The sequence below is a fragment of the Nocardioides sp. CPCC 205120 genome (genome assembly GCF_048654585.1).
GTDB lineage: Bacteria > Actinomycetota > Actinomycetes > Propionibacteriales > Nocardioidaceae > Nocardioides.
The window spans coordinates 1,471,428-1,495,158 of record NZ_JBMCYY010000001.1 but is presented as its reverse complement, the minus strand read 5'-3'; the positions used below and the strand labels follow the sequence as shown (position 1 = coordinate 1,495,158).

17 protein-coding genes are annotated in these 23,731 nt (G+C 75.0%); 2 read left to right on the top strand and 15 right to left on the bottom strand.

What is annotated here, in order from left to right:
* Positions 1-56 precede the first annotated feature (56 nt).
* Positions 57-794 carry a superoxide dismutase family protein gene (locus ACOACO_RS06945; protein ID WP_420295507.1) on the top strand — a complete coding sequence of 246 codons (738 nt, stop codon included), beginning with the start codon at positions 57-59 and terminating at the stop codon, positions 792-794.
* Here ACOACO_RS06945 and proB read toward each other — a convergent pair.
* The 14 genes from proB to ACOACO_RS06875 all read right to left on the bottom strand — a co-directional run bounded on the left by proB (position 791) and on the right by ACOACO_RS06875 (position 21,370).
* Complete coding sequence (proB, locus tag ACOACO_RS06940; RefSeq protein WP_420295506.1) at positions 791-1,942, bottom strand: glutamate 5-kinase; 1,152 nt, start codon at positions 1,940-1,942, stop codon at positions 791-793. The genes ACOACO_RS06945 and proB overlap by 4 nt on opposite strands.
* Positions 1,939-3,507: a GTPase ObgE gene (gene obgE / locus ACOACO_RS06935; protein WP_420295505.1), complete on the bottom strand. Its 1,569-nt coding sequence runs from the start codon at positions 3,505-3,507 to the stop codon at positions 1,939-1,941. Before obgE ends, proB begins: the two co-directional genes overlap by 4 nt.
* A 129-nt stretch (positions 3,508-3,636) precedes the next feature.
* Complete coding sequence (gene rpmA, locus ACOACO_RS06930) at positions 3,637-3,891, bottom strand: 50S ribosomal protein L27 (RefSeq protein ID WP_420295504.1); 255 nt, start codon at positions 3,889-3,891, stop codon at positions 3,637-3,639.
* 35 nt (positions 3,892-3,926) lie between these two features.
* Positions 3,927-4,229 (bottom strand): 50S ribosomal protein L21, encoded by a 303-nt coding sequence (gene rplU / locus ACOACO_RS06925; protein WP_420296310.1) that lies wholly within the window; start codon positions 4,227-4,229, stop codon positions 3,927-3,929.
* A gap of 568 nt (positions 4,230-4,797) precedes the next feature.
* Complete coding sequence (locus tag ACOACO_RS06920) at positions 4,798-6,045, bottom strand: DUF222 domain-containing protein (RefSeq protein ID WP_420295503.1); 1,248 nt, start codon at positions 6,043-6,045, stop codon at positions 4,798-4,800.
* Between the two features lie 337 nt (positions 6,046-6,382).
* Entirely contained in the window at positions 6,383-7,501 is a 1,119-nt protein-coding gene (metX, locus tag ACOACO_RS06915) for a homoserine O-acetyltransferase MetX (RefSeq protein ID WP_420295502.1), read from the bottom strand.
* Positions 7,502-7,514: 13 nt separating this feature from the next.
* Positions 7,515-8,801 (bottom strand): O-acetylhomoserine aminocarboxypropyltransferase/cysteine synthase family protein, encoded by a 1,287-nt coding sequence (locus tag ACOACO_RS06910; RefSeq protein WP_420295501.1) that lies wholly within the window; start codon positions 8,799-8,801, stop codon positions 7,515-7,517.
* A gap of 163 nt (positions 8,802-8,964) precedes the next feature.
* Complete coding sequence (locus ACOACO_RS06905) at positions 8,965-12,645, bottom strand: Rne/Rng family ribonuclease (protein WP_420295500.1); 3,681 nt, start codon at positions 12,643-12,645, stop codon at positions 8,965-8,967.
* A gap of 246 nt (positions 12,646-12,891) precedes the next feature.
* Positions 12,892-13,650: a TIGR03936 family radical SAM-associated protein gene (locus tag ACOACO_RS06900; protein ID WP_420295499.1), complete on the bottom strand. Its 759-nt coding sequence runs from the start codon at positions 13,648-13,650 to the stop codon at positions 12,892-12,894.
* Positions 13,643-14,854, bottom strand: a complete 1,212-nt coding sequence (locus tag ACOACO_RS06895; RefSeq protein WP_420295498.1) for a winged helix DNA-binding domain-containing protein — start codon at positions 14,852-14,854, stop codon at positions 13,643-13,645. The genes ACOACO_RS06900 and ACOACO_RS06895 overlap by 8 nt, the downstream gene beginning before the upstream one ends.
* Positions 14,851-15,906, bottom strand: coding sequence for a hypothetical protein (locus ACOACO_RS06890; protein WP_420295497.1), 1,056 nt, complete (start codon positions 15,904-15,906; stop codon positions 14,851-14,853). Before ACOACO_RS06890 ends, ACOACO_RS06895 begins: the two co-directional genes overlap by 4 nt.
* A 5-nt stretch (positions 15,907-15,911) precedes the next feature.
* Positions 15,912-17,138 (bottom strand): methyltransferase, encoded by a 1,227-nt coding sequence (locus tag ACOACO_RS06885; RefSeq protein WP_420295496.1) that lies wholly within the window; start codon positions 17,136-17,138, stop codon positions 15,912-15,914.
* A 133-nt stretch (positions 17,139-17,271) separates the two neighbouring features.
* Complete coding sequence (locus ACOACO_RS06880) at positions 17,272-18,369, bottom strand: NADH:flavin oxidoreductase/NADH oxidase (protein WP_420296309.1); 1,098 nt, start codon at positions 18,367-18,369, stop codon at positions 17,272-17,274.
* A 121-nt stretch (positions 18,370-18,490) separates the two neighbouring features.
* Positions 18,491-21,370 (bottom strand): FAD-binding and (Fe-S)-binding domain-containing protein, encoded by a 2,880-nt coding sequence (locus tag ACOACO_RS06875; RefSeq protein ID WP_420296308.1) that lies wholly within the window; start codon positions 21,368-21,370, stop codon positions 18,491-18,493.
* 144 nt (positions 21,371-21,514) lie between these two features.
* On the opposite strand from ACOACO_RS06875, the gene ACOACO_RS06870 reads away from it, so the two are divergent.
* On the top strand, positions 21,515-22,213 hold the full coding sequence (locus tag ACOACO_RS06870) for a hypothetical protein (RefSeq protein ID WP_420295495.1): 699 nt from the start codon (positions 21,515-21,517) through the stop codon (positions 22,211-22,213).
* Positions 22,214-22,359: 146 nt separating this feature from the next.
* On the opposite strand, the gene ACOACO_RS06865 is transcribed toward ACOACO_RS06870, so the two are convergent.
* Positions 22,360-23,679, bottom strand: coding sequence for a hydroxyacid-oxoacid transhydrogenase (locus ACOACO_RS06865; RefSeq protein WP_420295494.1), 1,320 nt, complete (start codon positions 23,677-23,679; stop codon positions 22,360-22,362).
* Positions 23,680-23,731 lie beyond the last annotated feature (52 nt).

The following is a 23,731-nucleotide window of genomic DNA, read 5'->3' as shown; positions in this document are numbered from 1 at the left end:
CCGCGGAGGGGTACCGGAGCCGCGGCCCGACGCAGGACCCGCGACGAGGAGGAACCGTGAACCGAACGACCCCGCCCATCCCCGCCCGACCCCGGCAGCGCCGCTCCCCCCGCACCCGCGCCCTCGGCCTGTCGGCCGCCGCGGTCCTCGCCCTCGGCGCCCTCGCCGCGTGCGGCGACGAGTCCGACGACGACAACGACGACGGCACCGGCGGCACCATCCCGTCCGACACCGGCTCCACCGAGCCCGCGCAGGTGGACGGGTCCTCGGGCTCCGAGGTCTCGGAAGGGTCGGAGGGCGGCGAGCTCGTCGTGTCCCTGCAGGACCTCGAGGGCACCGAGGTGGGCACGGTGACCCTGACCGAGGAGGAGGACGGCACGCGCGTGGAGGTGGAGGTCGAGGGCCTGACGCCCGGCTTCCACGGCTTCCACGTGCACACCGTCGGCCTGTGCGAGCCCGAGAGCGCCGCGCCCGACGACCCGGCCACCCTGGGCGCGTTCCTCTCCGCCGGCGGTCACCTCGGCGTCGGCGAGAGCGACCACGGCGACCACGAGGGCGACCTGTCGTCGCTGCAGGCCCGCGAGGACGGCACGGCGACGCTCACCACCACGACCGACCGCTTCACGGTGGAGGACCTGCAGGACGAGGACGGCAGCGCCTTCATGGTGCACGCGGGCGCGGACAACTTCGCCAACGTGCCGGAGCGCTACGCGCCGGAGGGCCCGGACCAGGACACCCGCGACACCGGTGACGCCGGCGACCGCATCGCCTGCGGGGCCGTCGAGGCGGGCTAGAGCAGCACGAGGTCGTCGCGGTGGACGACCTCCCGCTCGTACTCGGCGCCCAGCTCGGCGGCCAGGTCGCCCGACGAGCGGCCCGCGAGGCGCGGGATCTCCTCCGCGTCGAAGTTCACGAGGCCGCGGGCCACGGCGGCACCGTCGGGCCCGACGAGGTCGACGGGATCGCCGGCGTGGAACGCCCCGCTCGCGCCGGTGACCCCCGCGGCCAGCAGGGAGGCGCGGCGGCCGAGCACCGCGCGTACCGCCCCGGCGTCGAGGTGCAGCGACCCCTTGGCCTCGGTGGCGTGCCGCAGCCACAGCAGCCGGGTGGGACGGCGGCGGCCGGTGGCGTGGAACAGGGTGCCGACCTCCTCGCCGGTCAGGGCCGCGGCGGCGTTCGGGGCCGAGGTGAGGACGACGGGGATGCCGGCGCCGGTCGCGATGCGGGCCGCCTCGACCTTCGTGACCATGCCGCCGGTGCCGACGCCCGCCGACCCGGTCGAGCCGATCTCGATGCCGGCGAGGTCGCCGTCGGTGCGGACGTCCGTGACGAGCGAGGTGCCCGGCAGCGCCGGGTTGCCGTCGTACAGGCCGTCGACGTCGGAGAGCAGCACCAGCAGGTCGGCGTGCACGAGGTGGGCGACGAGCGCGGCGAGGCGGTCGTTGTCGCCGAAGCGGATCTCCTGGGTGGCGACCGTGTCGTTCTCGTTGACGATCGGCAGCACGCCGAGCTCGAGCAGCTTCGCGAACGTCTGGTGGGCGTTGCGGTAGTGCGAGCGGCGGGTGACGTCGTCGACGGTGAGGAGCACCTGGCCGGTGGTGATCCCGTGCGCGGCGAGCGCGGCGGTGTACTGCGCGACGAGCAGGCCCTGGCCGACCGACGCCGCGGCCTGCTGGGCCGCGAGGCCCTTCGGCCGGCGCTTGAGGCCGAGCGGCGCGAGGCCCGCGGCGATCGCGCCGGACGAGACGAGCACGACCTCGGTGCCGGCGCGGTGCACGGCGGCGACGGCGCCGACGAGGCGGTGGAGGCGCTCGGGGTCGATGCCGCCGGCCGCGGTCGTCAGCGACGACGAGCCGACCTTCACGACGACGCGTCGGGCGCCGGTGACCTCGGTGCGGGCTCCCCCGGTACGGCGGACCTCGCCCGCTGCCCGTCCGCTCACTGCTCGTCCCGCGTGGGGTCGTCCTCGCTCCAGCCCAGGTCCTCGGGCAGGTCGGCGGGGGCCTCGACCCGGTCGGGGTCGTCCTCGCCGCCGATCTCGTAGGAGGTCGGGCCGGCGACGCGGCGGGCGACGTCGGCACGCGCCTCGCCCTCGCCCCGCTCGGGGAAGGCCTCGTCGATGGCGCGGCGGCGCGAGGCCGCGGGGCGCTCCTCGGTGAAGCGCTGGTCCTCGCCGCGGCGACCGAGCATCTCGGCGCCCGCGTCGATGCCGGGGCGGAAGTCGAAGACGACGGCGTTGTCGGGGTGGCCGATGAGGACGGTGTCGCCCTCGACGGCGCCCATCTTGACGAGCCGCTCCTCGACGCCGAGGCGGTCGAGGCGGTCGGCGAGGAAGCCGACGGCCTCGTCGTTGCTGAAGTCGGTCTGGCGCACCCAGCGTTCCGGCTTGGTGCCGCGCACCCGCCAGCCCTCGCCGGTCTGCTTGACGGTGAACTCCTCGGCGCCGTCGGCGCCCGTGGGGCGGAGCACGATGCGGGTCGCCTCGACGACGGGCTTGGCGGCGCGGGCCTCCATGACGATCCGGGCCATCGCGAAGGTCAGCTCGCGCACGCCGGCGCCGGAGGCCGCGGAGACCTGGAAGACCTGCAGGCCGCGGGCGGCGAGGTCGTCGAGCACCATGTCGGCGATGTCGGCGCCGTCGGGCACGTCGACCTTGTTGAGGGCGACGAGGCGCGGGCGGTCCTCGAGCCCGCCGTACCGGGCCAGCTCGTTCTCGATGACGTCGAGGTCGTCGACGGGGTTGCGGCCCGGCTCGATGCTGGCGGTGTCGATGACGTGCACGAGCGCGGCGCAGCGCTCGACGTGGCGCAGGAAGTCGTGGCCGAGGCCGCGACCCTCGCTGGCGCCCTCGATGAGGCCCGGCACGTCGGCGACCGTGAAGACGGTGTCGCCGGCGGTGACGACGCCGAGGTTGGGCACGAGGGTGGTGAACGGGTAGTCGGCGATCTTCGGCCGGGCCCGCGACATGGCGGCGATGAGCGAGGACTTGCCCGCGCTGGGGAACCCGACGAGGCCGACGTCGGCGACGACCTTGAGCTCGAGGGTGATGGTGAGCTCGTCGCCGGGCTCGCCGAGGAGGGCGAAGCCGGGGGCCTTGCGCTTGGCGGAGGCCAGCGCGGCGTTGCCGAGGCCGCCGCGACCGCCCTCGGCGATGACCATCTCGGTGCCGGCGCCGACGAGGTCGGCGAGCGCCTCGCCGTCCTCGCCGCGCACCACGGTGCCGTCGGGCACGGGCAGGACGAGGTCGGCTCCGTGGGAGCCGTTGCGGTGCGCACCCGCGCCGTGGCCGCCGTGCTCGGCGCGGCGGCGGGGGCTGTGGTGGTAGTCGAGCAGCGTCGTCACCGACGGGTCGACCCGCAGGATCACCGAGCCGCCCGGGCCGCCGTTGCCGCCGTCGGGGCCACCGAGCGGCTTGAACTTCTCACGGTGCACGGAGGCGACGCCGTTGCCCCCGCGGCCGGCGCTGACGAGCAGCGTGACGCGGTCGACGAACGTGGGGACGGCCATGGGGTGCTCCTGGGGTGTGGCTGCGGGTGCTGCAGGACGGCTCCTGGGGGAGCCGGGGTGGAACGCGCGAAGGGCGCCCCGAGATCGGGACGCCCTTCACGTGGTGCTGGGGGTACGACGAGCGTCAGCTCACTCGCCCGGCAGGATGTTCACGACGCGGCGACCGCGGCGCGTGCCGAACTCGACCGCACCGGGGACCAGCGCGAACAGCGTGTCGTCGCCGCCACGGCCGACGCCGTTGCCCGGGTGGAAGTGCGTGCCGCGCTGGCGGACGATGATCTCGCCGGCGTTGACGGTCTGGCCGCCGTAGCGCTTGACGCCCAGACGCTGCGAGTTGGAGTCGCGACCGTTCTTGGTGGACGCGGCGCCCTTCTTGTGAGCCATGTGTCAGTCCTTAGGTGGGTGCGAGACCGGGGGCCTCAGAGCGAGATGTCGGTGACCTTGACCTGGGTGTACTTCTGGCGGTGACCCTGGCGCTTCTTGTAGCCGGTCTTGTTCTTGTACTTCTGGATCACGATCTTCGGACCCTTCGAGGCACCGAGGACCTCGGCCGTGACCGACGCCTTGTCGAGCTTGGTGGCGGTCACCTTGTCGCCGTCGACGACGAGGACCACGGGGAGGGTGAGGGACTCGCCCACCGCGACCGTGCTCTTGTCGATCTCGATGACGTCGCCCACGGCAACCTTCTGCTGCTTGGCGCCTGCGCGCACGATCGCGTACACCGCGGTCTCCTTCATCACTTTGCTGCTGCTCCGGGCCTGGTCACACCGCACAGCGCGACCTCCGGGATGCCGGACGTCGTACGCCAGGGGCGGCGCCACGCAGAGATGGTGCACTCCGAGCACACCGAGGACCAATACTAGGGATGAGGGCGGAGGTCCGCAAAACGAGCCGCACCGGCACGCCGCTGCCCGCCCCCGTGAGGACGAGGGTACGACGCGGCCCGGCGTAGGTGACGAAGCCCGGCACCAGGTGGGCGAGGCAGAGAGCGCGATGGTTTCGAGGGGTTGCCAGGGCAACCCACCTCAACCACCGGGGGGTGGCCGCGCTCGTGTCCGGTGGTTGAGGTGGCCGCGCTGGCCCGGTGGTTGAGGTGGCCGCGCTCGTGTCCGGTGGTTGAGGTGGCCGCGCCAGCGGCCCTCGAAACCACGGCGATGGCCGGGTGTGGTTTCGAGGGGTTGCCAGAGCAACCCACCTCAACCACCGAGGGGTGGGATAGCCGCGCTGGCCCGGTGGTTGAGGTGGCCGCGCCAGCGGCCCTCGAAACCACGGTTCGGGGTTGCGGATTCATCAGTTCCGCCGGGTGAACCTGACCTTCCCCGTGCCGAGCGTCTCGGTGAGGTACGTCGGGTCGTGCGCGACGCGGTGGTGGTGCCAGCACAACAACCGGCCCCGTTCGACGGAGGTCTCTCCGCCGCGTGACCAGGGGTCGTCGTGGTGGGCCTCGCAGCGCTGGGGCGGGGCGTCACATCCTTCGGCGGTGCAGCCCTGGTCGCGCAGAATCAGTGCGATGCGCTGGGGCTTGGTGTGGAACCGGGCGGAACGGCCGAGGTCGAGCACCTCGCTCTTGGTGCCCAGCACAGCCGGCACGAGGTCTGCGCAGCAGGCGAGGCGCCGGGCCTCACCCGGGGAGATGCGGTGACCGGTGTCCAGCGAAGCCGCGGCCAGGCCGCCGGTGAGGGTGTCGAGCTGCATCGTGACGACGACGGTCGCTCCTGCGCCGGCGGCGTCGGGGAGGTCGGCGTCGCGCATCCGCTCGATCAGCTCGACGAACGCCAGGCCGCGCCGCTCCCACGATGGCCGAGCGTCGGCAGGGTCGTCGTGGAGATGGCTACGGCGGGGCGAGGCAATGGCGTCGACCATCTTGGCGAACATCGCGCCGTGCATCTCCGGCACCGTGAACCGGCCGTGCACACAGCCCTGCCCGTCCTCGCGCATCGTCAGCCGGACCTTCGCGGCCGCCTCGCGCTCCTCCTTCGCCAGCAGCTCGGCCTCCCGGGCCTCACCGATCGCGGGCGCGACGATGTCGAGGATCCGACGCCCCAGCACCCGCAGGTCCTTCGCATCGTGGTCGGCGGCGAACCCGACCAGGGCTCGTTCCGCGTCGGCGAGCACCCCGGGGTCGACCGACTCCGTCGGCCCGTCATCGAGATCGTCGAGCGCACGGACGATCACCTCGGCCTGGCCGGGTGAGACCGCGCCGGAGGAGCAGGCAGCGGTGAGGGCGTCGTACCGCTCGTGGGTGGCGACCGCGACACGGACCCTCCGGTGGGCCTCCGCGCGCGTCACCTTCGCGTTCGCGAACCACACCGCGGTCGACGGGGCGCCGGTCGCGTCCTCGGCCCGAACCGACGCGGCGTGGGCGAGCAGCCGCGACTGCAGGGCGGCGAGGCGGTTCGCCGCCCGCTCCACCTCCACCAGCGCCGCACGAGTCTCGGCCGGGCCGAGCGTCAGGAGACCGAAGTCGTAACCCTCATCGAGGTCGTCGTGCAGGCGAGCCACTACCCCGGTGATGGGGTGCAGCGCCGTCTCGGTCATGGATCCATCACACCACCGGCCACCGACACTTTCGCCCGCGAACGGGGGTTCTCCACAGAACGAGTTTGCGCAGGTCAGGCGGGTTGGCGCGCCCGGACGCCGGGGTATCCGGACGTAGTTTCGAGGGCCGCTGACGCGGCCACCTCAACCACCGGATGGCACGGCCACCTCAACCACCGGAACGAGCGCGGCCACCTCAACCACCGGATGGCACGGCCACCTCAACCACCGGATCAAGCACGGGCACGGCCACCTCAACCACCGGATGGCACGGCCACCTCGACCACCGAAACGACCGCGGACCACCTCGACCACCGGAACAAGCGTGACCCGGCCCTCACGCCTCGAGGAACTCCGCCACGAGCTCGTGGTAGCCGGGCGGGCGGAGCAGGAACGAGTCGTGGCCCCAGGGCGAGGCGATCTCCACGTGGCGCACGCGCGCGCCGGCGGCGGAGAGGTGCTCGACGATCAGCTCGGAGTGCGCGGTGCCGAAGCGCCAGTCGGAGTCGAAGCTGAGTGCCAGCACGTCCGGGTCGCCGGACGCGACGGCGGGAGCGAAGCCGGGGTCGGCGAACGGGTCGAAGCGGTCGAGCAGTCGGGTGAGCACGAGGTAGGAGCCGGCGTCGAAGCGGCGCACGAACGACTCGCCCTGGTGCTGGAGGTAGCCCTCGATGCCGTCGCGGCCGTACTTCTCCTCCAGGCCCTGCGCCGACACGTAGGTGATGTGGGCCATCATCCGCGCGACCTTCAGCCCCCGCGCCGGGACGACGCCGTGCTCGGCGTACCGGCCCTCGTGGAAGTCGGGGTCGGAGGTGATGGCCTCGCGGGCCACGGCGGAGAACCCGATGTTCTCGGCGGTCAGGCGGGCGGTGGCCGCGACGAGGACGGCGCGGCGTACCCGCCCCGGCTCGTCGCCCAGCCACTGCAGCACCTGCATGCCACCCAGCGACCCACCGATCCCGGCGTGCACGGTGCCGATGCCGAGCCCGTCGAGGAGGCGACGGTGCACGGCGACGAGGTCCTGCACCGTCAGCTCGGGGAAGTCGGGTCCGTACGGGCGGCCCGTGGCGGGGTCGGGCGACGACGGCCCGGTGGTGCCCCGGCAGCCACCGAGCAGGTTGGGGCACACGACGAAGAACCGGTCGGTGTCGACCGCCCGGCCGGGCCCGATCAGGTCGTCCCACCACCCCCGCCGCGACGGGTCGCCGTGGTGGCCCGCCGCGTGGGCGTCCCCGGTGAGGGCGTGGGCGACGAGCACGACGTTGTCGCGGGCCGGGGACAGCTCGCCGTACGTCTCGTAGGCCACCTCGACGTGCTCGAGCACCCCTCCCCCGGCGAGCACCAGGGGGTCGTCGGGGGTCGCCACGACGGCGCTGCGCGTGGTCACGCGACCGACCCCGTCGCCCCGCACGAGCGTGCGGGGCGCGGGGTCGGTGGACAGGACGGGCTCGCTCACCGGGGCGCGGGGCTCACTTGGCCTGGGCGAGCGCCTGCTCGAGGTCGGCGATGAGGTCCTCGACGTTCTCGATGCCGATGGAGAGCCGCACGAGGTCCTCCGGCACGCCGGCCGCCTCGAGCTCCTCGGTGGTGAGCTGGCTGTGGGTGGTCGTGGCGTTGTGGATCGCCAGCGACTTGGCGTCGCCGATGTTCGCCAGGTGGCTGAACAGGTCGAGCGCCTCGACGAACCGACGACCGCCGTCGCGGCCCGAGCGCAGGCCGAAGCTGACGAGCCCGCCGTACCCCTTGCCCGTGAGGATCCGGTCGGCGACCTCCTTGTTGGGGTCGCCCTCGAGGCCGGGGTAGCTGACCCACGCGACGGCCTCGTGGTCGGCCAGCCACTGCGCCACCTTCAGCGCGTTCTCGCTGTGCCGCTCGAGGCGCAGGTGCAGCGTCTCGAGGCCCTGCAGGAACAGCCACGAGTTCAGCGGCGCGACCGCGGCACCCGTGTTGCGCAGCAGCACCGTGCGGGCCCGCACGATGTAGGCCAGGTTGCCGACCGCCTCGGTCCACACCACGCCGTGGTAGGCCCCGTCGGGCTGCGTCAGGCCGGGGAACCGCTCGGCGTGCGCCGCCCAGTCGAAGTTGCCGGAGTCCACGATGATGCCGCCGACCGACGTGCCGTGGCCGCCGATGTATTTCGTCGCCGAGTGCACCGACACGTCCGCGCCGTGGTCGAAGACCCGCGCGAGGTACGGCGTCGGCGTGGTGTTGTCGACGATCAGGGGCAGCCCGTGCGCGTGCGCCGCGTCGGCCCACGCCCGGATGTCGACCACGTTGAGGCGCGGGTTGCCGATCGTCTCCGCGAAGACCAGCTTCGTGCGCTCGTCGACGGCCGCGTCGAGCGCCTGCGGGTCGCCCGGGTCCACGAACCGCACCTCGATGCCGAACTGCGGCAGCGTGTGCGCGAAGAGGGCGTAGGTGCCGCCGTACAGCGTCGACAGCGCCACGATGTTGTCGCCCGCGTACGTCAGGTTGAGCACCGAGTAGGTGATCGCCGCCGAGCCCGAGGCCGTCGCCAGCGCGCCGACGCCGCCCTCGAGCTGCGTCATCCGGTCCTCGAACACCGACTGGGTCGGGTTCATGATCCGCGTGTAGATGTTGCCCGGCTCCGCGAGCGAGAACAGGTTGGCGGCGTGCTCGGTGTCGTCGAAGACGTAGGACGTCGTCTGGTAGATCGGCACCGCGCGGGCGTTGGTGGCCGGATCGGCCTCCTCCTGCCCGGCGTGCACGGCGAGGGTCTCGGGACGGTAGGACATGGGGCGCACCTCTCGGTCGACGGCTCGAGCAATGTCCAGCAAGTTACTGCGCATTAGCCGCGTCGCCCAGGGCTTCCCGAGGTGTGGACCTGCTTGACGCCGACGGCCCCCGGGGTCTCCCCCGGGGGCCGTCGGTCGGTGCTACGTGGTGCCCTGCAGGGCGTCAGTCGGTCGTCGGTACGCCGCGCTGCCGCGTCCGCGTCACGACGGTCACGCTCGGCGCCGGCGAGACGACCGGCGTGGCCGGCTCGGCCGCCGGGTCGACCGTCAGCACGACGGCCTCCTTGGTGGCGACGACCTTCGCCGTGCGGGCCGTGCGGCGCACCGAGCGCGTCACCGGACCGGTGGACGCCGGGGCGGGCTCGGAGGCCGGCTCGGGCTCGGGCGTGGGCTCGGACGTGGGCTCGGGCGTGGGCTCGACGACGACGTCGTCGGGCTCCGCCGACTCGGCGGCGGCCACGACCTCGACGGCGCTCTCCGCGTCGTCGCGCGCCGCGGTCTCGGCCACCTGGGCGACCTCGGTGGCGTCGGCTGCAGCGTCCTCGACCGGCACGTCGTCCACCGGCGCGTCCTCGGCCGCGGGCGTGGGCCGGGCCATCGCGGCGATCTCGGCCGGCGTCGGGACCTTGGCGGGCGTCGGGCGGGACTCCCCCTGCTCGCCACCCTTGCCGCGGCCCCGACCGCGGCGACCGCCGGAGCGACGGTCGTCGTCGCCCCCGCCGTTGCCGTTGCCGCCACCGTTGCTGCCGCCGCCGTTGCCACCGTTGCCCTTGTTGGGGTCGACGGGGCGGTCGTGGATGACGACGCCGCGGCCCTGGCAGTGGGTGCAGTTCTCGCTGAACGACTCGAGCAGGCCCGTGCCGATGCGCTTGCGCGTCATCTGCACGAGACCGAGCGAGGTGACCTCGGCGACCTGGTGGCGGGTGCGGTCGCGGCTCAGGCACTCCACCATCCGGCGGAGCACGAGGTCGCGGTTGCTCTCGAGCACCATGTCGATGAAGTCGACGACGATGATGCCGCCGATGTCGCGCAGCCGGAGCTGACGCACGATCTCCTCGGCCGCCTCCAGGTTGTTCTTGGTGACGGTCTCCTCGAGGTTGCCCCCGGAGCCGGTGAACTTGCCGGTGTTGACGTCGACGACCGTCATGGCCTCGGTGCGGTCGATGACCAGCGAGCCGCCGGAGGGCAGCCACACCTTGCGGTCCAGGCCCTTGGCGATCTGCTCGTCGACGCGGAACTTCTCGAAGACGTCCTTGCTGATGTTCGCCGAGCGGTCGGGCTCGTAGCGCTCGAGGCGGTCGGCGAGGTCGGGGGCGACGTCCGCGACGTACTGCGAGACCATGGCCCAGGCGTCGTCGCCCTCGATGACGAGGCGCGAGAAGTCCTCGGTGAAGAGGTCGCGGACCACCTTGAGCGTGAGGTCGGGCTCGCCGTACAGCAGCTGCGGCGCGCCGCCCTTGCTGGAGCGGGCCTCGATGTCCTCCCAGCGGGCCTTGAGGCGCTCGACGTCGGCCGTCAGCTCCTCCTCGCTGGCGCCCTCGGCGGCGGTGCGCACGATGACGCCCGCCGTGTCGGGGACGATCTCCTTGAGCAGCGTCTTGAGGCGCGTGCGCTCGGTGTCGGGCAGCTTGCGCGAGATGCCGCTCGTGGTGCCGTCGGGCACGTAGACGAGGAAGCGGCCGGCCAGGCTGACCTGGCTGGTCAGGCGGGCGCCCTTGTGGCCGATCGGGTCCTTGGTGACCTGCACCAGCACCGTCTGGCCCGACGACAGCACCGACTCGATCTTCCGCGGCTGCCCGTCCTTGTGGCCGAGCGCCGACCAGTTCACCTCGCCGGCGTAGAGCACCGCGTTGCGGCCCTTGCCGATGTCGATGAACGCCGCCTCCATGGAGGGCAGCACGTTCTGCACGCGGCCGACGTACACGTTGCCGATGATCGAGGTCTGCGACTCGCGGGCCACGTAGTGCTCGACGAGCACCTTGTCCTCGAGCACGGCGATCTGCGTCAGGTCGCCCTTCTGGCGCACCACCATGACGCGGTCGACGGCCTCGCGGCGCGCCAGGAACTCCGCCTCGCTGACGATGGGCGCGCGGCGGCGGCCGGCCTCGCGGCCGTCGCGTCGGCGCTGCTTCTTCGCCTCGAGGCGGGTCGAGCCGGAGATCGACGTGATCTCGTCCTCGACGGACCGCGCGGAGCGCACCTTCGTGACGGTGTTCTCCGGGTCGTCGTTGCCCCCGCCCGAGGAGTCGCCGGAGCGGCGACGACGGCGGCGGCGGCGCGACGAGCCGCTGCCCGAGCCGTCGCCGTTCTCGTCGTTGCCGGCGTCGTCGCCCTCGCCCTCGGAGCCGTCGGCGTCGTCCGTGTCGTCGGTCGGGGCGTCGGTGCGCTCCTCGGTGGCACGGCCGCCGCGGCCGCGGCCACCGCGCCCGCCACGACCGCCCTGACGCTGCCCGCCCTGGGCGGGCTGGTCGCCCTCGGCCTGGTCGGACTCGGACTCCGCCTCGCCCGTCGCGGTGTCGGTCTCGGTGTCGTCGCTCGGGCCGTCGCTCGGGCCGTCGCTCGCGCCGTCGCCCTGGCCGTCGGTCTGGTCGCCGTTGCCGCCCGACTTGCGCCGGCGGCGTCCACCGCGGCGGCGGCGACGGCGGGCGCCGCCCCCCTCGCCCTGGTCGTCGGAGCCGTCGTCGGAGCGGTCCTCGGACTCGTCGTCGGAGTCCGTGTCGGTGTCCGTGTCGGAGTCCTCGTCGGAGTCCCCGGCGGAGTCCTCGGCGCCGGTCTCGCCGGCGGCGGACCCGAGGGCCTCGACGACCCCCGCGATCTCGTTCGCCTCGCTGCTCTCGGTGGCCTCGGCCTCGGCGGCCGCCTCGGCGTCCTCGAGCTCCTCGTCCTCCACCTCCACGGGCGGCTCGACGGGCGCGGGCGCCTCGGCCTTCTTGCGGGTACGGCGACGCGGGGTCGCCGTGGCGTCCGGCACCTGGAAGAGCGGCACGCCCGCGGCGCCCGGCGTACCGGCACCCTCGGTCTCCTGGGTGCCCTCGGGAGCGGCCTCCGGGGCGACCTCGGGGGTGGTCTCGGCGGCGGACCCGGCCACGCCGTCCTCAGCGGGAGCGGCGGCACGGCTGCGCGAGGCGGCCTTCTTGGCGGTGGTCTTCTTCGCCGCGGTCTTGCGGGCGGCGGTCTTGCGGGCGGCGGCCTTCTTCGCCGGCGCGGCGTCGGCCGGTGCAGCCTCGGCCGACGCGTCGACGACGAGCACCTCGGTGCCGGGGGTCGCGACGGGGACGGCCACGGGGGCGTCGACGGCGACCTCGGCCGGGGCCTGCGCCGACGCGTCGCCGGTGGCCTCGACGGCCTGCTCGGCCGGGGCGGCGGCGCGCTTGCGCGGGGTGGACTTCTTCGCGGTGCTCTTCCGCGCGGCCTTCTTTGCCGGCGCGGGCGCCTCGGTGGCCTCGGTCGCCGGGGCGGCCTCGGGCGCGACCTCGGGAGTCAGCTCGGCCTCGGCGGCGGGCGTCGGGGCGGTGACGTCGGGGGCGGGGGCCTCGGGGGCCGCGGGGGCCGCGGCCGCCTTCTTGCGGGGCGCGCGCGTGGTCTTGCGGGCGGCGGCCTTCTTCGCGGGGGCCGCCGGGGCGTCGCCGTCAGCCGGCTCGGGCGGCGCGGCGGACGCGGCCTCGGTCGCCGCGACCTCCGGGGCGTCGGCGGGCGCAGCGGGCGCAGCCTTGGCACGGGAGGTGGTCTTGCGGGGGGCACGCTTCCGAGGGGGCGCCGCCTCGGGGGCGGGGGGCGCGTCCTGCGCCGTGCCGTCGGTGGTGCTGGTCTCGTCGTTGGTCGGGTCGACCTGGTTCTCGAGCACTGTGCTCCTGTCGACCCCGGACGCCGGGCGCCCGGGGTGGTCGGGTCGCTCGCGCAACGGTGGCCCGGTGCGCGGGCGCTAAGCCTGTCGTGGGCCGCGCCGCCAGGTGGCGGTGCCGCCAGCGCGGTGTCGCGGTGCTGCCGCGGTCGCGGGCTCGTGGGCCGCTGTCACCGGCTCCGTGCCTCACGTCGCGGCGGGCTGTCCGAACACCCACGCCTCGGCGAGTATCGCACACCACCGACGTCGTCAGGCCCTGCCCACGGCGAGCGGGTCGCCCACCTCCTGAGAGGTCTCGTCGAACGGGCCCTGGGCCAGGCGGGTCAGGCGCGGCGCCTCCCCGACCTCCAGCCCGGTCAGGTTGCGCAGCCCGGTCAGCACGTCGTCGGGGCGCACCGACGGCACGCCGTGGCGCAGCAGGAGGTCGAGCTCGGCGGTGTCGCCGGCCCCGGGGGCGGTCGTGGCTCCGGCGTCGGGGGCGGCCGGCTCGACGACCGCCAGCCGCACCACCGCGGACCGGCAGTCGAACTCGCGCAGCCCCTTCTTCATCATCCGCTCGACCAGCACCTCGTCGGCGGCGAGGAACGCCTCGACCGCGGCGCGGGCGACGGCGAGGGGCGCCGTCGTACCGACCCGCCAGTGGCTGGCCTGCAGCAGGTCGGCCAGCGACCCGCCGGGCGACTCGACGACCTCGAGCACGTCGAGGCCGACGGGCAGGGCCTCGACCAGCTCGGCGTGGACGGCGGCGGGGTCGAGGCGCTCGGCGAGGGCGATCTCGAGGTACTCCGCCTCGCTGGCCGACCCCGTCGGCGCGGCGTTGGCGTAGGAGATGCGCGGGTGCGGGTTGAAGCCCGACGAGTAGGCCATCGGGATCCGCGCCCGGAACACCGCCCGCTCGAAGGCCCGGCTGAAGTCGCGGTGGCTGGTGAACCGCAGGCGGCCCCGCTTGGCGTAGCGGATCCTCAGGCGCTGGACGGGCGGGGCTTGCTGCTCGGGCTGCTCACGCACGGAGCACAGGGTACGGACAGTCGGCCTCGTCGGCGCGCATGGCCGGTGAGGGGTAGACGGTGCCGACGCGCTGACCCGCCAGCCAGGTGGTCAGCCGGGCGGCCTCGACCCGCAGCGCGGCGGCCGCCTCCGGCGGCAGGGGTACGACGGGACGCACCGCCACGGCGCCGTCCGGGTCCTGCGTCCAGCAGCCCACGACGCGACCGTCCCACCAGGCCGTGGTGCCGGCGTTGCCGTTGCGGTCGAAGAGCACCGGCTGGTGCGCGCCGAGGTGGAAGTCGCGCTCGCGCCACCCCATGACGGTCGGGTCGAGGACCGGCAGGAGCGCCGCCCAGGGCGCCACCTCGGTCCGCTCCCCCGCCAGCACCGGGTCGTCCGCCGCGACCCAGCCGGTGGCCCCGCCCTCGAGAGCGACCGGCGCCGCGGCCACGTCGGCGAGCGCGCGTCGTACCGCGCCCTTGGTGGCGCCCAGCCACCAGACGAGGTCGGCCTCGGTGCCGGGGCCGAAGGTGCGCAGCCAGCGGTCGACGAGGACGGCGTACCCCGCGGCCTCGTCGGTCGGGGCCGGCACCTCGCCCAGCCAGCGGTCCATGAGCGTCCAGCGGGGGCGGGAGAGCCGCCAGTGCTGCGTGTTGACGCCCCGCACCAGGTGGGCGGAGAGGCCGAGGTTGGTGAGGACCCGCGACGCCAGCTGACCGGCGCCCGCCTCGAGCACCTCCGGGGTGGCGAGCTCGGGCACCAGCGGGCGGAGCTCGACGGCGGTGAGGCCCTCGGGGGCCTCGGCGAGGAGGTCGAGCACGCGGGCGCGGACCCGGTCGAGCCAGGCGTGCCCGTCCGCCGCGATCCCGAGGGCGACGACCTCCTTGGCGATGCGGTTGCGCTCGGCCGCCAGCACGCGGGCGCTGGCCGACCCCCACGCCGCCGGCAGCAGGTCGCGGGGGAACACGAAGAGCGTCCGGCGCATCGCCAGCTGCTTCACCAGCGCGCGGGTGGTCTCCAGCTCGTGGTCGACGTCGGCGTTCGTGAGCCCGTCGACCCGCGCGTGCAGCGACAGGTGGACGGTGGCGGGCTCGGTGGCGTGCAGCACCGTCATGGCCCGCACGGCGGCGACGGCGTCGGGCAGGCGGTGGGCGGGCGCGATCCCGTGGCGCCGACCGGTGCGGGCCCGGCGCTCGGCGTCGTCGACGAGGGGTACGGCGCTCACCCGCGCCGCCGGGAGCGCGCCGCGGCGAGCGCCAGCCGGGCGAGCAGCACGACCACGGCGACCGCCAGCACCACGACGGCCACGCCGCCCACGAGCCAGCCCCACTGCGGGCCGTCGGCCGGTGTCGCGGACCCCGCGGAACCGGTGGGCTCCTCGCTCCCGTCGGCCCCGTCCGTCGACCCGGGAGGGGGCTCGGGGGCCGGCTCCGGGCTCGGCGCCACCGCCTCGAGCACCTCGGGCGGCAGCGCGACCCGCAGCACCGGCTGCCCGACGCCCTCGCTGGTCAGCAGGACCGCCCCGGGGTCGGCGGGGTCCACCGCGACCGCCTCGCCCTGCGGCTGGTCCGGCAGCGCGAAGCGCCCCACCGAGACCAGCCCGGGCCACGTGTAGACGACGGCGTCGCCGTAGGTGCGGACGACGAGGTGGCGCCCGTCGGGCCAGAGGGCGGCGTCGGTGGCGATGCCCACCGCGGGGCCGAGGGGCTCCATCACGTTGGGCCCGTCGGGGTCCAGCGGGGTCGGCACGCGGTAGAACGACCCGCCGAGCACCCCCTTGCTGACGACGACGAGGTCGCCGGTGGCCGGGTCGACCAGCAGCGACTCCGCGTCGCGCGGGCCGTCGGCGTAGGTGAGCGTCCAGGTCTCGGGCTCGACCTCGCGGTCACCGGTGCCGACCGGCACGCGCAGCAGCTCGACCGAGTCGCGGACGGCCATGTTGTCGCCGATGTCGGCGACCCAGACCTCCCCGGTCGGCTCGCCGTCGTCGTACGCCGGCGCGAGGGCCTCGACGTCACGGGGCTCGTCGGCCCAGGAGGTGACGCCGACCGTGTCGCCGGTGGCGGGGTCGACGACGAAGACGCGGCCGGAGTCGCCCGAGTCGTTGACCGTGACGAGCAGCCCGTCGACGACGGCCAGGCCGCTGGACTCGTTGATCCGGGTGTCGGTGAAGCGGGTGACCTCGGTGCCCTCCTCCGCCACCGGGGCGGGCGCGGTCGCGGCGCCCACCGCGAACGGCAGCGCCAGCAGCCCGACGGCCGCCGTCCGCAGGAGCACCGCCCTCACCGCCGGCCGGAGGCCTCGAGCAGCTCGGCCAGGCGCGGCCGGATGCTCCAGGTGGCGACGAGCTCGTCGTACTCCTTGCGGGCGCCGCCGCCCTTGACCGGCGAGCCGGTGCGCACGGCGCGGAGCAGGGTGTTGCGCGGCGTGTGCTGGCTCTCGACGAACTGCACGACCTCGACGCGGTAGCCCGACAGCCGCAGCAGCGAGGCCCGCAGCCCGTCGGTGAGGGTGTCGGCGAACCGCTCGCGCAGGATGCCGTGGCGGGTGAGGGCCTGGTACGGCGCGGGGGTCGGCGCCTTGCGCAGCTGTGCGGCCACGTCGTGGTGGCAGCAGGGGGCGGCGAGCACGAGGGAGGCGTCCCACTCGACCGCGCGCGCCAGGGCCTCGTCCGTGGCGGTGTCGCAGGCGTGGAGCGCCAGCACCACCTCGGGCCGCTCGGGGGGCTGGGCGGCGGCGATGGTGCCGACGACGAACTCGACCTCGTCGGCGACGCCGAGCGTGGTGGCCACACCCGAGTTGTGCTCGCGCGACTGCTCCTTGACGTCCACGCCGACGAGGTGGACGGGCAGCCCGCGCACGTGGGTGAGGAAGCGGTGGGCGGCGAAGGTCAGGTAGGCGTTGCCGCAGCCCAGGTCGACGATACGCAGCGGCTCGTCCGTGGTGGGCCGGCGCAGGTGGCCCTTCTCCAGGGCGTCGGTGACGGCCGCGTCGAGCAGGCGGCAGAACTCCTCGACCTGGCGGTACTTCGCCTGGCGGCTCGGCTTCACCCGGCCCTGCGCGTCGGCGATGCCCAGCGCACGCAGCACCGGGTCGTCGGGCGCGAGGAGGCGGTCCTTGTCGCGGTCGTGCCCGCGCTCCGCCTCGACCTCGGCCTCCCGGTCGGTCGTGTGCACGACGGCCTCGAGGCGCTTGGTGACCCGCACCTGGTGCTGCTGGGTGGTGGTGTCGACGTGCCAGTTGGCGAACGGCTCGTCCAGCAGCGCGTCGACGGCCTCCCGGGCGGCGTCCGAGCCGGCCGGGTGGTTGCTCGTGTGGGCCTGCGTCGCGTCGTACGCCGTCACCTGCAGGTGGCGCCCGGCCTTGAGGTCGACGTACCGCAGCTCGACGCGGCGCCAGCGGGGCTCGGTGCCCTTCTGGCGGCCCGACGCCACGGCGCGCACCAGCACGTCGGGGTCGAGCACGTAGGAGCGCATGCGGGCGAGGACGCGGAGCAGTGGTTCGGTCACGGCGTCACACGATCGCGGCGACGACGACCACGACGAGCAGTGCCACCAGGGCCAGGGGGATGACGAGGCGGCGGTGGCGGGGGTTCACGGGGCGAGTCTAGGTCGGACCCCGGGTCGACCCCCGATCGCCGCCTCAGCGCCAGGCGCCGCGGGTGTACTGGTCGGGGTACGGCGCGTCCCGCCACGTCAGGCCGAGCTCGTGCGCGGCGCGCTGGGGCCAGGCGGGCTCGCGCAGGGCGGCCCGGGCCAGGAGCACGACGTCGGCGTGGCCCGCGGCGAGCACCTGCTCGGCCTGGTCGGGCTCCGTGATGAGGCCGACGGCGCCGACGGGCAGGCCGCCCGCGCGCACCGCGGCGGCCAGGGGCACCTGGTAGCCGGGGCCCACCTCGATCTGCTGGCGGGCGTCGAGGCCGCCGGAGGAGACGTCGACCAGGTCCACGCCGTGCTCGGCGAGGAGGCCGGCGAGGCGCGTCGACTCCTCGGTGGTCCAGCCGCCCTCCACCCAGTCGGTGGCGGAGATGCGCACGAGCAGCGGCTTGTGGTCGGGCCAGACCGCCCGCACGGCGGCGGCGGCCTCGACCACGATGCGGGTGCGGTTCTCGAACGAGCCGCCGTAGGCGTCCTCGCGGTGGTTCGACAGCGGGCTGAGGAACTGGTGGAGCAGGTAGCCGTGGGCCGCGTGCAGCTCCACGACGTCGAAGCCGGCCTCGTCGGCGCGACGGGCGCCGTCGGCGAACGCGCGGACGACCCCGGCGACCTCGTCGGTGGTGAGGGCCGCGGGCTCCGCGAAGCCCTCGAAGGCGTCGGCGCTCGGCGCCTGCGTGACCCAGCCGCCCTGGTCGAGCGGGACGGAGCCGCGGCCCTGGCCCGACCCGTCCTGCCCGCCGCGCCACGGCGCCCAGGTCGAGGCCTTGCGGCCCGCGTGGGCGAGCTGGATGCCGATCGGGGTCGAGCCGAACGGCGACCACGTGTGGGCGAAGTCGGTGATGCGGCGCCACGCGGCGACCTGCTCGTCGTTCCAGATGCCGGCGTCCTCGGGGCTGATCCGGCCCTCGGGCACGACCGCCGCCGCCTCGGTGAGGACGAGGCCGAAGCCGCCCGTGACGCGTGCACCGAGGTGCGCCAGGTGCCAGTCGTTCGGCACGCCGTCGGTCGCCGAGTACTGGCACATCGGCGCCAGCCACACCCGGTTCGGGAACGTCACGCCGCGCAGCGTCGTCGGCGTGAACAGCAGCGGGGTGGTGTCGGTGGGCTCGGTGGGCTCGGTGGGCTCGGTGGGCTCGGTCGCGTTCGCTCGTCCGGTCACGGTGGGTGCGAACGCCGCGCGCCCGGCGGGCATTCCGCCGGGCCCCTCAGACGCGGCTGGCCAGCAGCTCGGCGAGGTGCAGCGCGGGGACGTCGGCGAGGTCGTCGAGCTGGATCTTGCAGCTCATGCCGTCGGCGAGCACGACGGTGGCGGGGTCCTTCTCCCGCGCGGCGCGCACGGCGGGCAGCAGCTGGGTCTCGGCCACGGCGACCGACACCTCGTAGTGCCCCTGCTCGACGCCGAAGTTGCCCGCGAGCCCGCAGCAGCCGCCGACGCGCGTGACGGCGGCGCCCATCGCCTTGAGCAGCCGCTCGTCGGCGTCCCAGCCGGTGATCGACGCCTGGTGGCAGTGCGGCTGCGCGACGACCGTCGTCCCGGTCAGGTCGGGCAGCGTGACGCGCCCCTCCTCGACGAGCCGCGCCAGCAGCTCGCCGAAGGTCAGCACCCCGTGGGCCACCGCGGCGGCCTCGGGCGCGTCGCTCAGCTCCTCCAGGTCGGAGCGCAGCGTCGCGGTGCACGAGGGCTCGATGCCCACGACCGGCACGCCGGAGGCGACGTACGGCGCGAGCGTGGCGGCCGTGCGCCCCGCGATCCTGCGCGCGGTGTCGAGCTGGCCGGTCGTGACCCAGGTGAGGCCGCAGCAGGCGCGCTCGTCGATGACCCGCACCCGCAGGCCGGACGCCTCGAGGAAGCGCACCGCCGCGAGCCCGCTGGCGGGCAGGAAGTGGTTGGTGAACGAGTCGGCCCAGATCCACACGTCCGGCTGGTCGTCCGCGCCCAGCCGCGCGGCGTTGCCCTGCGAGCGGGCCGAGCGCCGCAGCGTGCGGGAGGCGAACGACGGCAGGCTGCGCCGCTGGTCGACGCCGGCCACCGACCGTGCCAGGTGCGCGACGGGGCCCGCCTTGAGCGAGGTGTTGGCCAGGCCCGCGACGGGTGCGGTCAGCCGGGCCCACATCGGCAGCCGGCCGAGCACGTAGTGGCTGCGCGGGCGGCGCTTCCCGGCGTACGTCTGGTGCAGGACCTCGGACTTGTAGGTCGCCATGTCGATGCCGGTCGGGCAGTCGTTGGCGCAGCCCTTGCACGCCAGGCACAGGTCGAGCGCCTCGTGGACCGCCGGGTCCTCGACCCCGTCGACGAAGCCGCCGGACAGGGCCTCCTGGAGCACGCGGGCGCGTCCGCGGGTGGAGTCCTTCTCCTCGCGGGTGGCCGCGTACGACGGGCACATCACCCCGGTCGAGGGGCCGGTGCCCCCGACGACGCACTTGCCGACGCCGGTGCAGCGGTGCACGGCGTCGCCCATCGACCCCTCGTCGTGGGTGAAGCGCAGGAGCGGCAGCGGCTCCCGGTGGCGCGGACGGGACAGGCGCAGGTCGGCGTCCAGCGGTGCGGGGTCGGTGATGTTGCCGGGGTTGAGCACGCCCAGCGGGTCGCAGATCGCCTTGACCCGGCCGAAGAGCGCGAGGGCCTCGGCGTCGTACATCGTCGCCAGCAGCTCCGAGCGGTGCCGGCCGTCGCCGTGCTCGCCCGACAGCGACCCGCCGTACTTCGCGAGGGCGCCGGCCGCGGCCTCCATGAAGCCGCGGAACACCGCCCGGCCCTCGTCGGGCGAGCCGGCGCCGCGCACCAGCGGGAAGTCGATGCGCACGTGCACGCAGCCGTCGCCGAAGTGGCCGTAGGGCACGCCGTCGAGGTCGAACTCGCGCAGGAGCGCGTCGAAGTCGCGGAGCCAGGCGCCGAGGTGCTGCGGCGGCACGGCGGCGTCCTCCCACCCCGAGTACGCCGGCCGGCTCAGCGAGCGGCTCGCCAGCCCGGCCCCGTCCTCCCGGATGCGCCAGAGCGCGGCCGACTCGGCGGGGTCGAGCACGACGCGGCTGTCGAGGGCGCCGGAGGCGGCGACCACCTCGGCGAGCACCGCCTGCGTCTGGGCGACGGTCTCGCCGGTGACCTCGGCGAACAGCCAGCCCGCGCCGCGCGGCAGGTCGGGCACCGACTTCCCGGCCGCGCGGACCAGGTCGACGATGCGCGCGTCGAGGCCCTCGCAGGCCACGAGCGGGTGGGCGAGCAGCGCGGGCACGGCGTCGGCGGCCTCGATCATCGAGGGGTAGCCGAGCACGGCCATGGTGCGGGCGGGCGCGTCGCGCACGAGGCGCACGGTGGCCTGGGTGACGACGCCGAGCGTGCCCTCGGAGCCGGTGAGGAAGCGGTCGACGCGGCGGCCGTTCTCCGGCAGCAGGTGCTCGAGCGAGTAGCCCGACACCTGGCGGGTGAAGCGGCCGAACTGGGTGCGGATGGGGCCGAGGTGGTCGGCCGCCAGCCGGTCGAGGGCGGCGACGGAGCCTCCGGCGTCGCGGTCCGCCGTACCGGCGTCGAGGCGCAGCTCCTCCCCCGTGCCCAGCACGACGGAGAGGCCCTCGACGTTGTCGACCATGCGGCCGTAGCCCAGCGCGCGGGAGCCGCACGCGTTGTTGCCGATCATCCCGCCGATGGTGCAGCGGGTGTGGGTCGAGGGGTCCGGCCCGAAGCGCCAGCCGAGCGGGGTCGCGGCGCGCTGCAGCACGGCGTGCACCGTGCCGGGCTCGACGACCGCCGTGCCGGCCTCGTCGTCCACCGACAGCACCTTGTTGAGGTGCTTGAGGGTGTCGACCACGAGGCCGGGGCCGACGGCGTTGCCGGCGATCGACGTGCCGGCGCCGCGCATCGTCACCGGGACGCGCAGCTCGCGGGCGACGTCGACGACCGCCGCCAGCTCGTCGGCGTGCCGGGGCCGCACCACGGCCTGGGGGACGACGCGGTAGAGGGAGGCGTCGGAGGAGAACGCCGCGCGCGTCACCGTCGAGACGTCGACGTCGTCCACGCCCCGGCGCGCCAGCGCCGCCACCACGTCGGCGGTCGCGGGGACCGCCCGATCCTCGACCCGCACGTCCACCGTCACTCCCCCATTGTGCGTGTCCGGGCAGGATCACAGGCATGGGGTCCCGGCCCTCGGGCACCGGGAGCGGAGCCCCGCCCGGGCTCCTCCCCGGCGGCCCCCGCCGAGCCCGGGCACCACCCACCCCTCCCAGGAGGCACCGTGATCGACCCCGCCAAGCGCACCGCCCGCACCCTCGCCAGCGTCGCCGGAGGCGCACTGGCCGGCGCGACCCGCACCATCGCCGCCGTGCGTCCCGCCGGGAAGCCGCTGCACCCCGCCGGCACCGTCGTCGAGGGGGTGCTCACGCGGCACGGCGCCGAGGACGGCGCGGAGACGGGCGTGGACCTGCTCGACCGGTCCGGCCAGACCGCCGTCACCGCCCGCATCTCCCGCGGCGTCGGCCTGCCCAAGCCGGTCCCGGACGTCTGGGGCCTGGCGCTGCGCCTGACCCAGGAGGGCGAGACCGGCGACCTGCTCTTCGCCAGCACCGGCTGGAACGGCCCGCTGCGCCACCTGCTCGTCCCGCGCTGGGAGGGCGGCGAGCGCCCGCTGACGACGCTGCTGCCCTACCGCACCCCGACCGGTCCGGTCGTCCTCGGCGCCTGGCCGGTGCCGCCGGCCGAGGAGGACGGCGGGTCCGCGTGGACGCTGTCGTGGGCGCGCGGCATGGGCGCCTGGCACGAGTTCGGCCGCCTCGAGCTCGAGCGGGCCGTCGACGACGACATGTCGGGCAGCGACGAGCGGGTGTCCTTCGACCCCGTGGAGAACCTGGTGCCCGGGCTCGAGCAGTACCCGGTCGTCGCCCGCCTGCGCCGCCCGTCGTACCGCATCGCCCGCGCCTCGCGCGGCCAGGACTGATCCCACCAGCCCCAGGTTTCCCCGCCTAGGCGGGGAAACCTGTGCTCTACGGCCAATGCCTGGGTCGTAAAGCACATGATTCCCCGCCTAGGCGGGGAATCACTACCGGCCGCCTGAGCCCCCCGCGCTCAGGCGGCCGGTGCGCCTCACCAGTGCTCGAGCGACGCGCCGATCACGCCCGCCAGGTCCTCCGGCGTGACGTCGCGGGGGGCGGTGGCGAGCAGGCGCTGCTGGGCCCAGGCGCCCTCGACGAGCCCGTCGACGTCGCCCGCGCCGAACCCGACCGCGCCGAGCCCGTTGGGGATGCCGATGTCGCGCATGAGGGTCGCGACGACCGCGGGCAGCAGGTCGGGGCCCTCGGTCGCGGCGACGGCGCCCTGCGGGTCCAGCAGCCGGGCGGCCTTGAGGTGGCGGGTCGGGCTGGCCTCGAAGGTGAACCGGAACGCCTCGGGCGCGGTCAGCGACACCGCCATCCCGTGCGGCACGATCGGCGCCTCGTCGCCGTCGAGCACCGCGTAGCCCTCGGGCCGGTAGTCGCGGACGCGGCCCGCCACCGGGTAGGCGCAGGCGTGCGGGATGTGGACGCCCGCGTTGCCGAACCCGAGCCCGGCGAAGGTCGCGGCCATCGCCATCTGCTCGCGCACCGTGCGCGCCTCGGCGGGGTCGTCGCCCGCCCGGGCCGCGTTGACGGCGCCGCGGAACGACCCGGCGAGCATCGACAGGGCCTTCTCGCTCCAGGCGTCCGAGATCGGGTTCGACCCGCAGTAGGGCACCCGCTGCTCGGCCTGCTTGGCCGGGTAGTCGGCGTACCAGCGGGCCGTGTAGCTCTCCAGCGCGTGGCAGAGGATGTCCATGCCCGCGCTCGCCGTGACCATCGCCGGCTGCGTGAGGGTGAGGTCGGGGTCGACGACGGCCATCGTGGGCCGCAGCCGCGCGTGGCTGATGCCCGTCTTCACCTCGAGCGCCAGCACGTCGAGCACGCAGATGGTCGTGGACTCCGCGCCCGTGCCGGTCGTGGTGGGCACCGCGACGAGCGGCAGCAGCGGGTGCTCCGGGGCCTGGCCGCGCCCCACCGGCGCGTTGACGTAGTCCATGAGGTCGCCCGGGTTCGTCACCAGCAGGTTGACCGCCTTGGCGGTGTCGATCGACGAGCCGCCACCGACGGCGACGACGGCGTCGAACGGGCCCTCCGAGCGGCCGAACTCCACCGCCTCGATCATCGAGGCGTCGGTCGGCTCGACCCGGGCGCGCGCGAACACGACCACCTCGGCGCCCGTGGCGGAGGTGATCTGCTCCGCGATCCGGGCGGGGTGCCCGGTGGCCTCGACCCCGGGGTCGGTGACGAGCAGGACCCGGCGCACGCCGTACGCGCGCAGGTCGTGCCCGATCTCGGCGGACGCGCCGGACCCGAACTTGAGGCTCGGGGCGGCGTAGGTGAAGACGGTCTCGCGGGAGCTCTCGGCCATGCGCCCAACGTAGCGGGCGTCACACCCCCGGGGCGCGCGAGCGTCGTGGGCG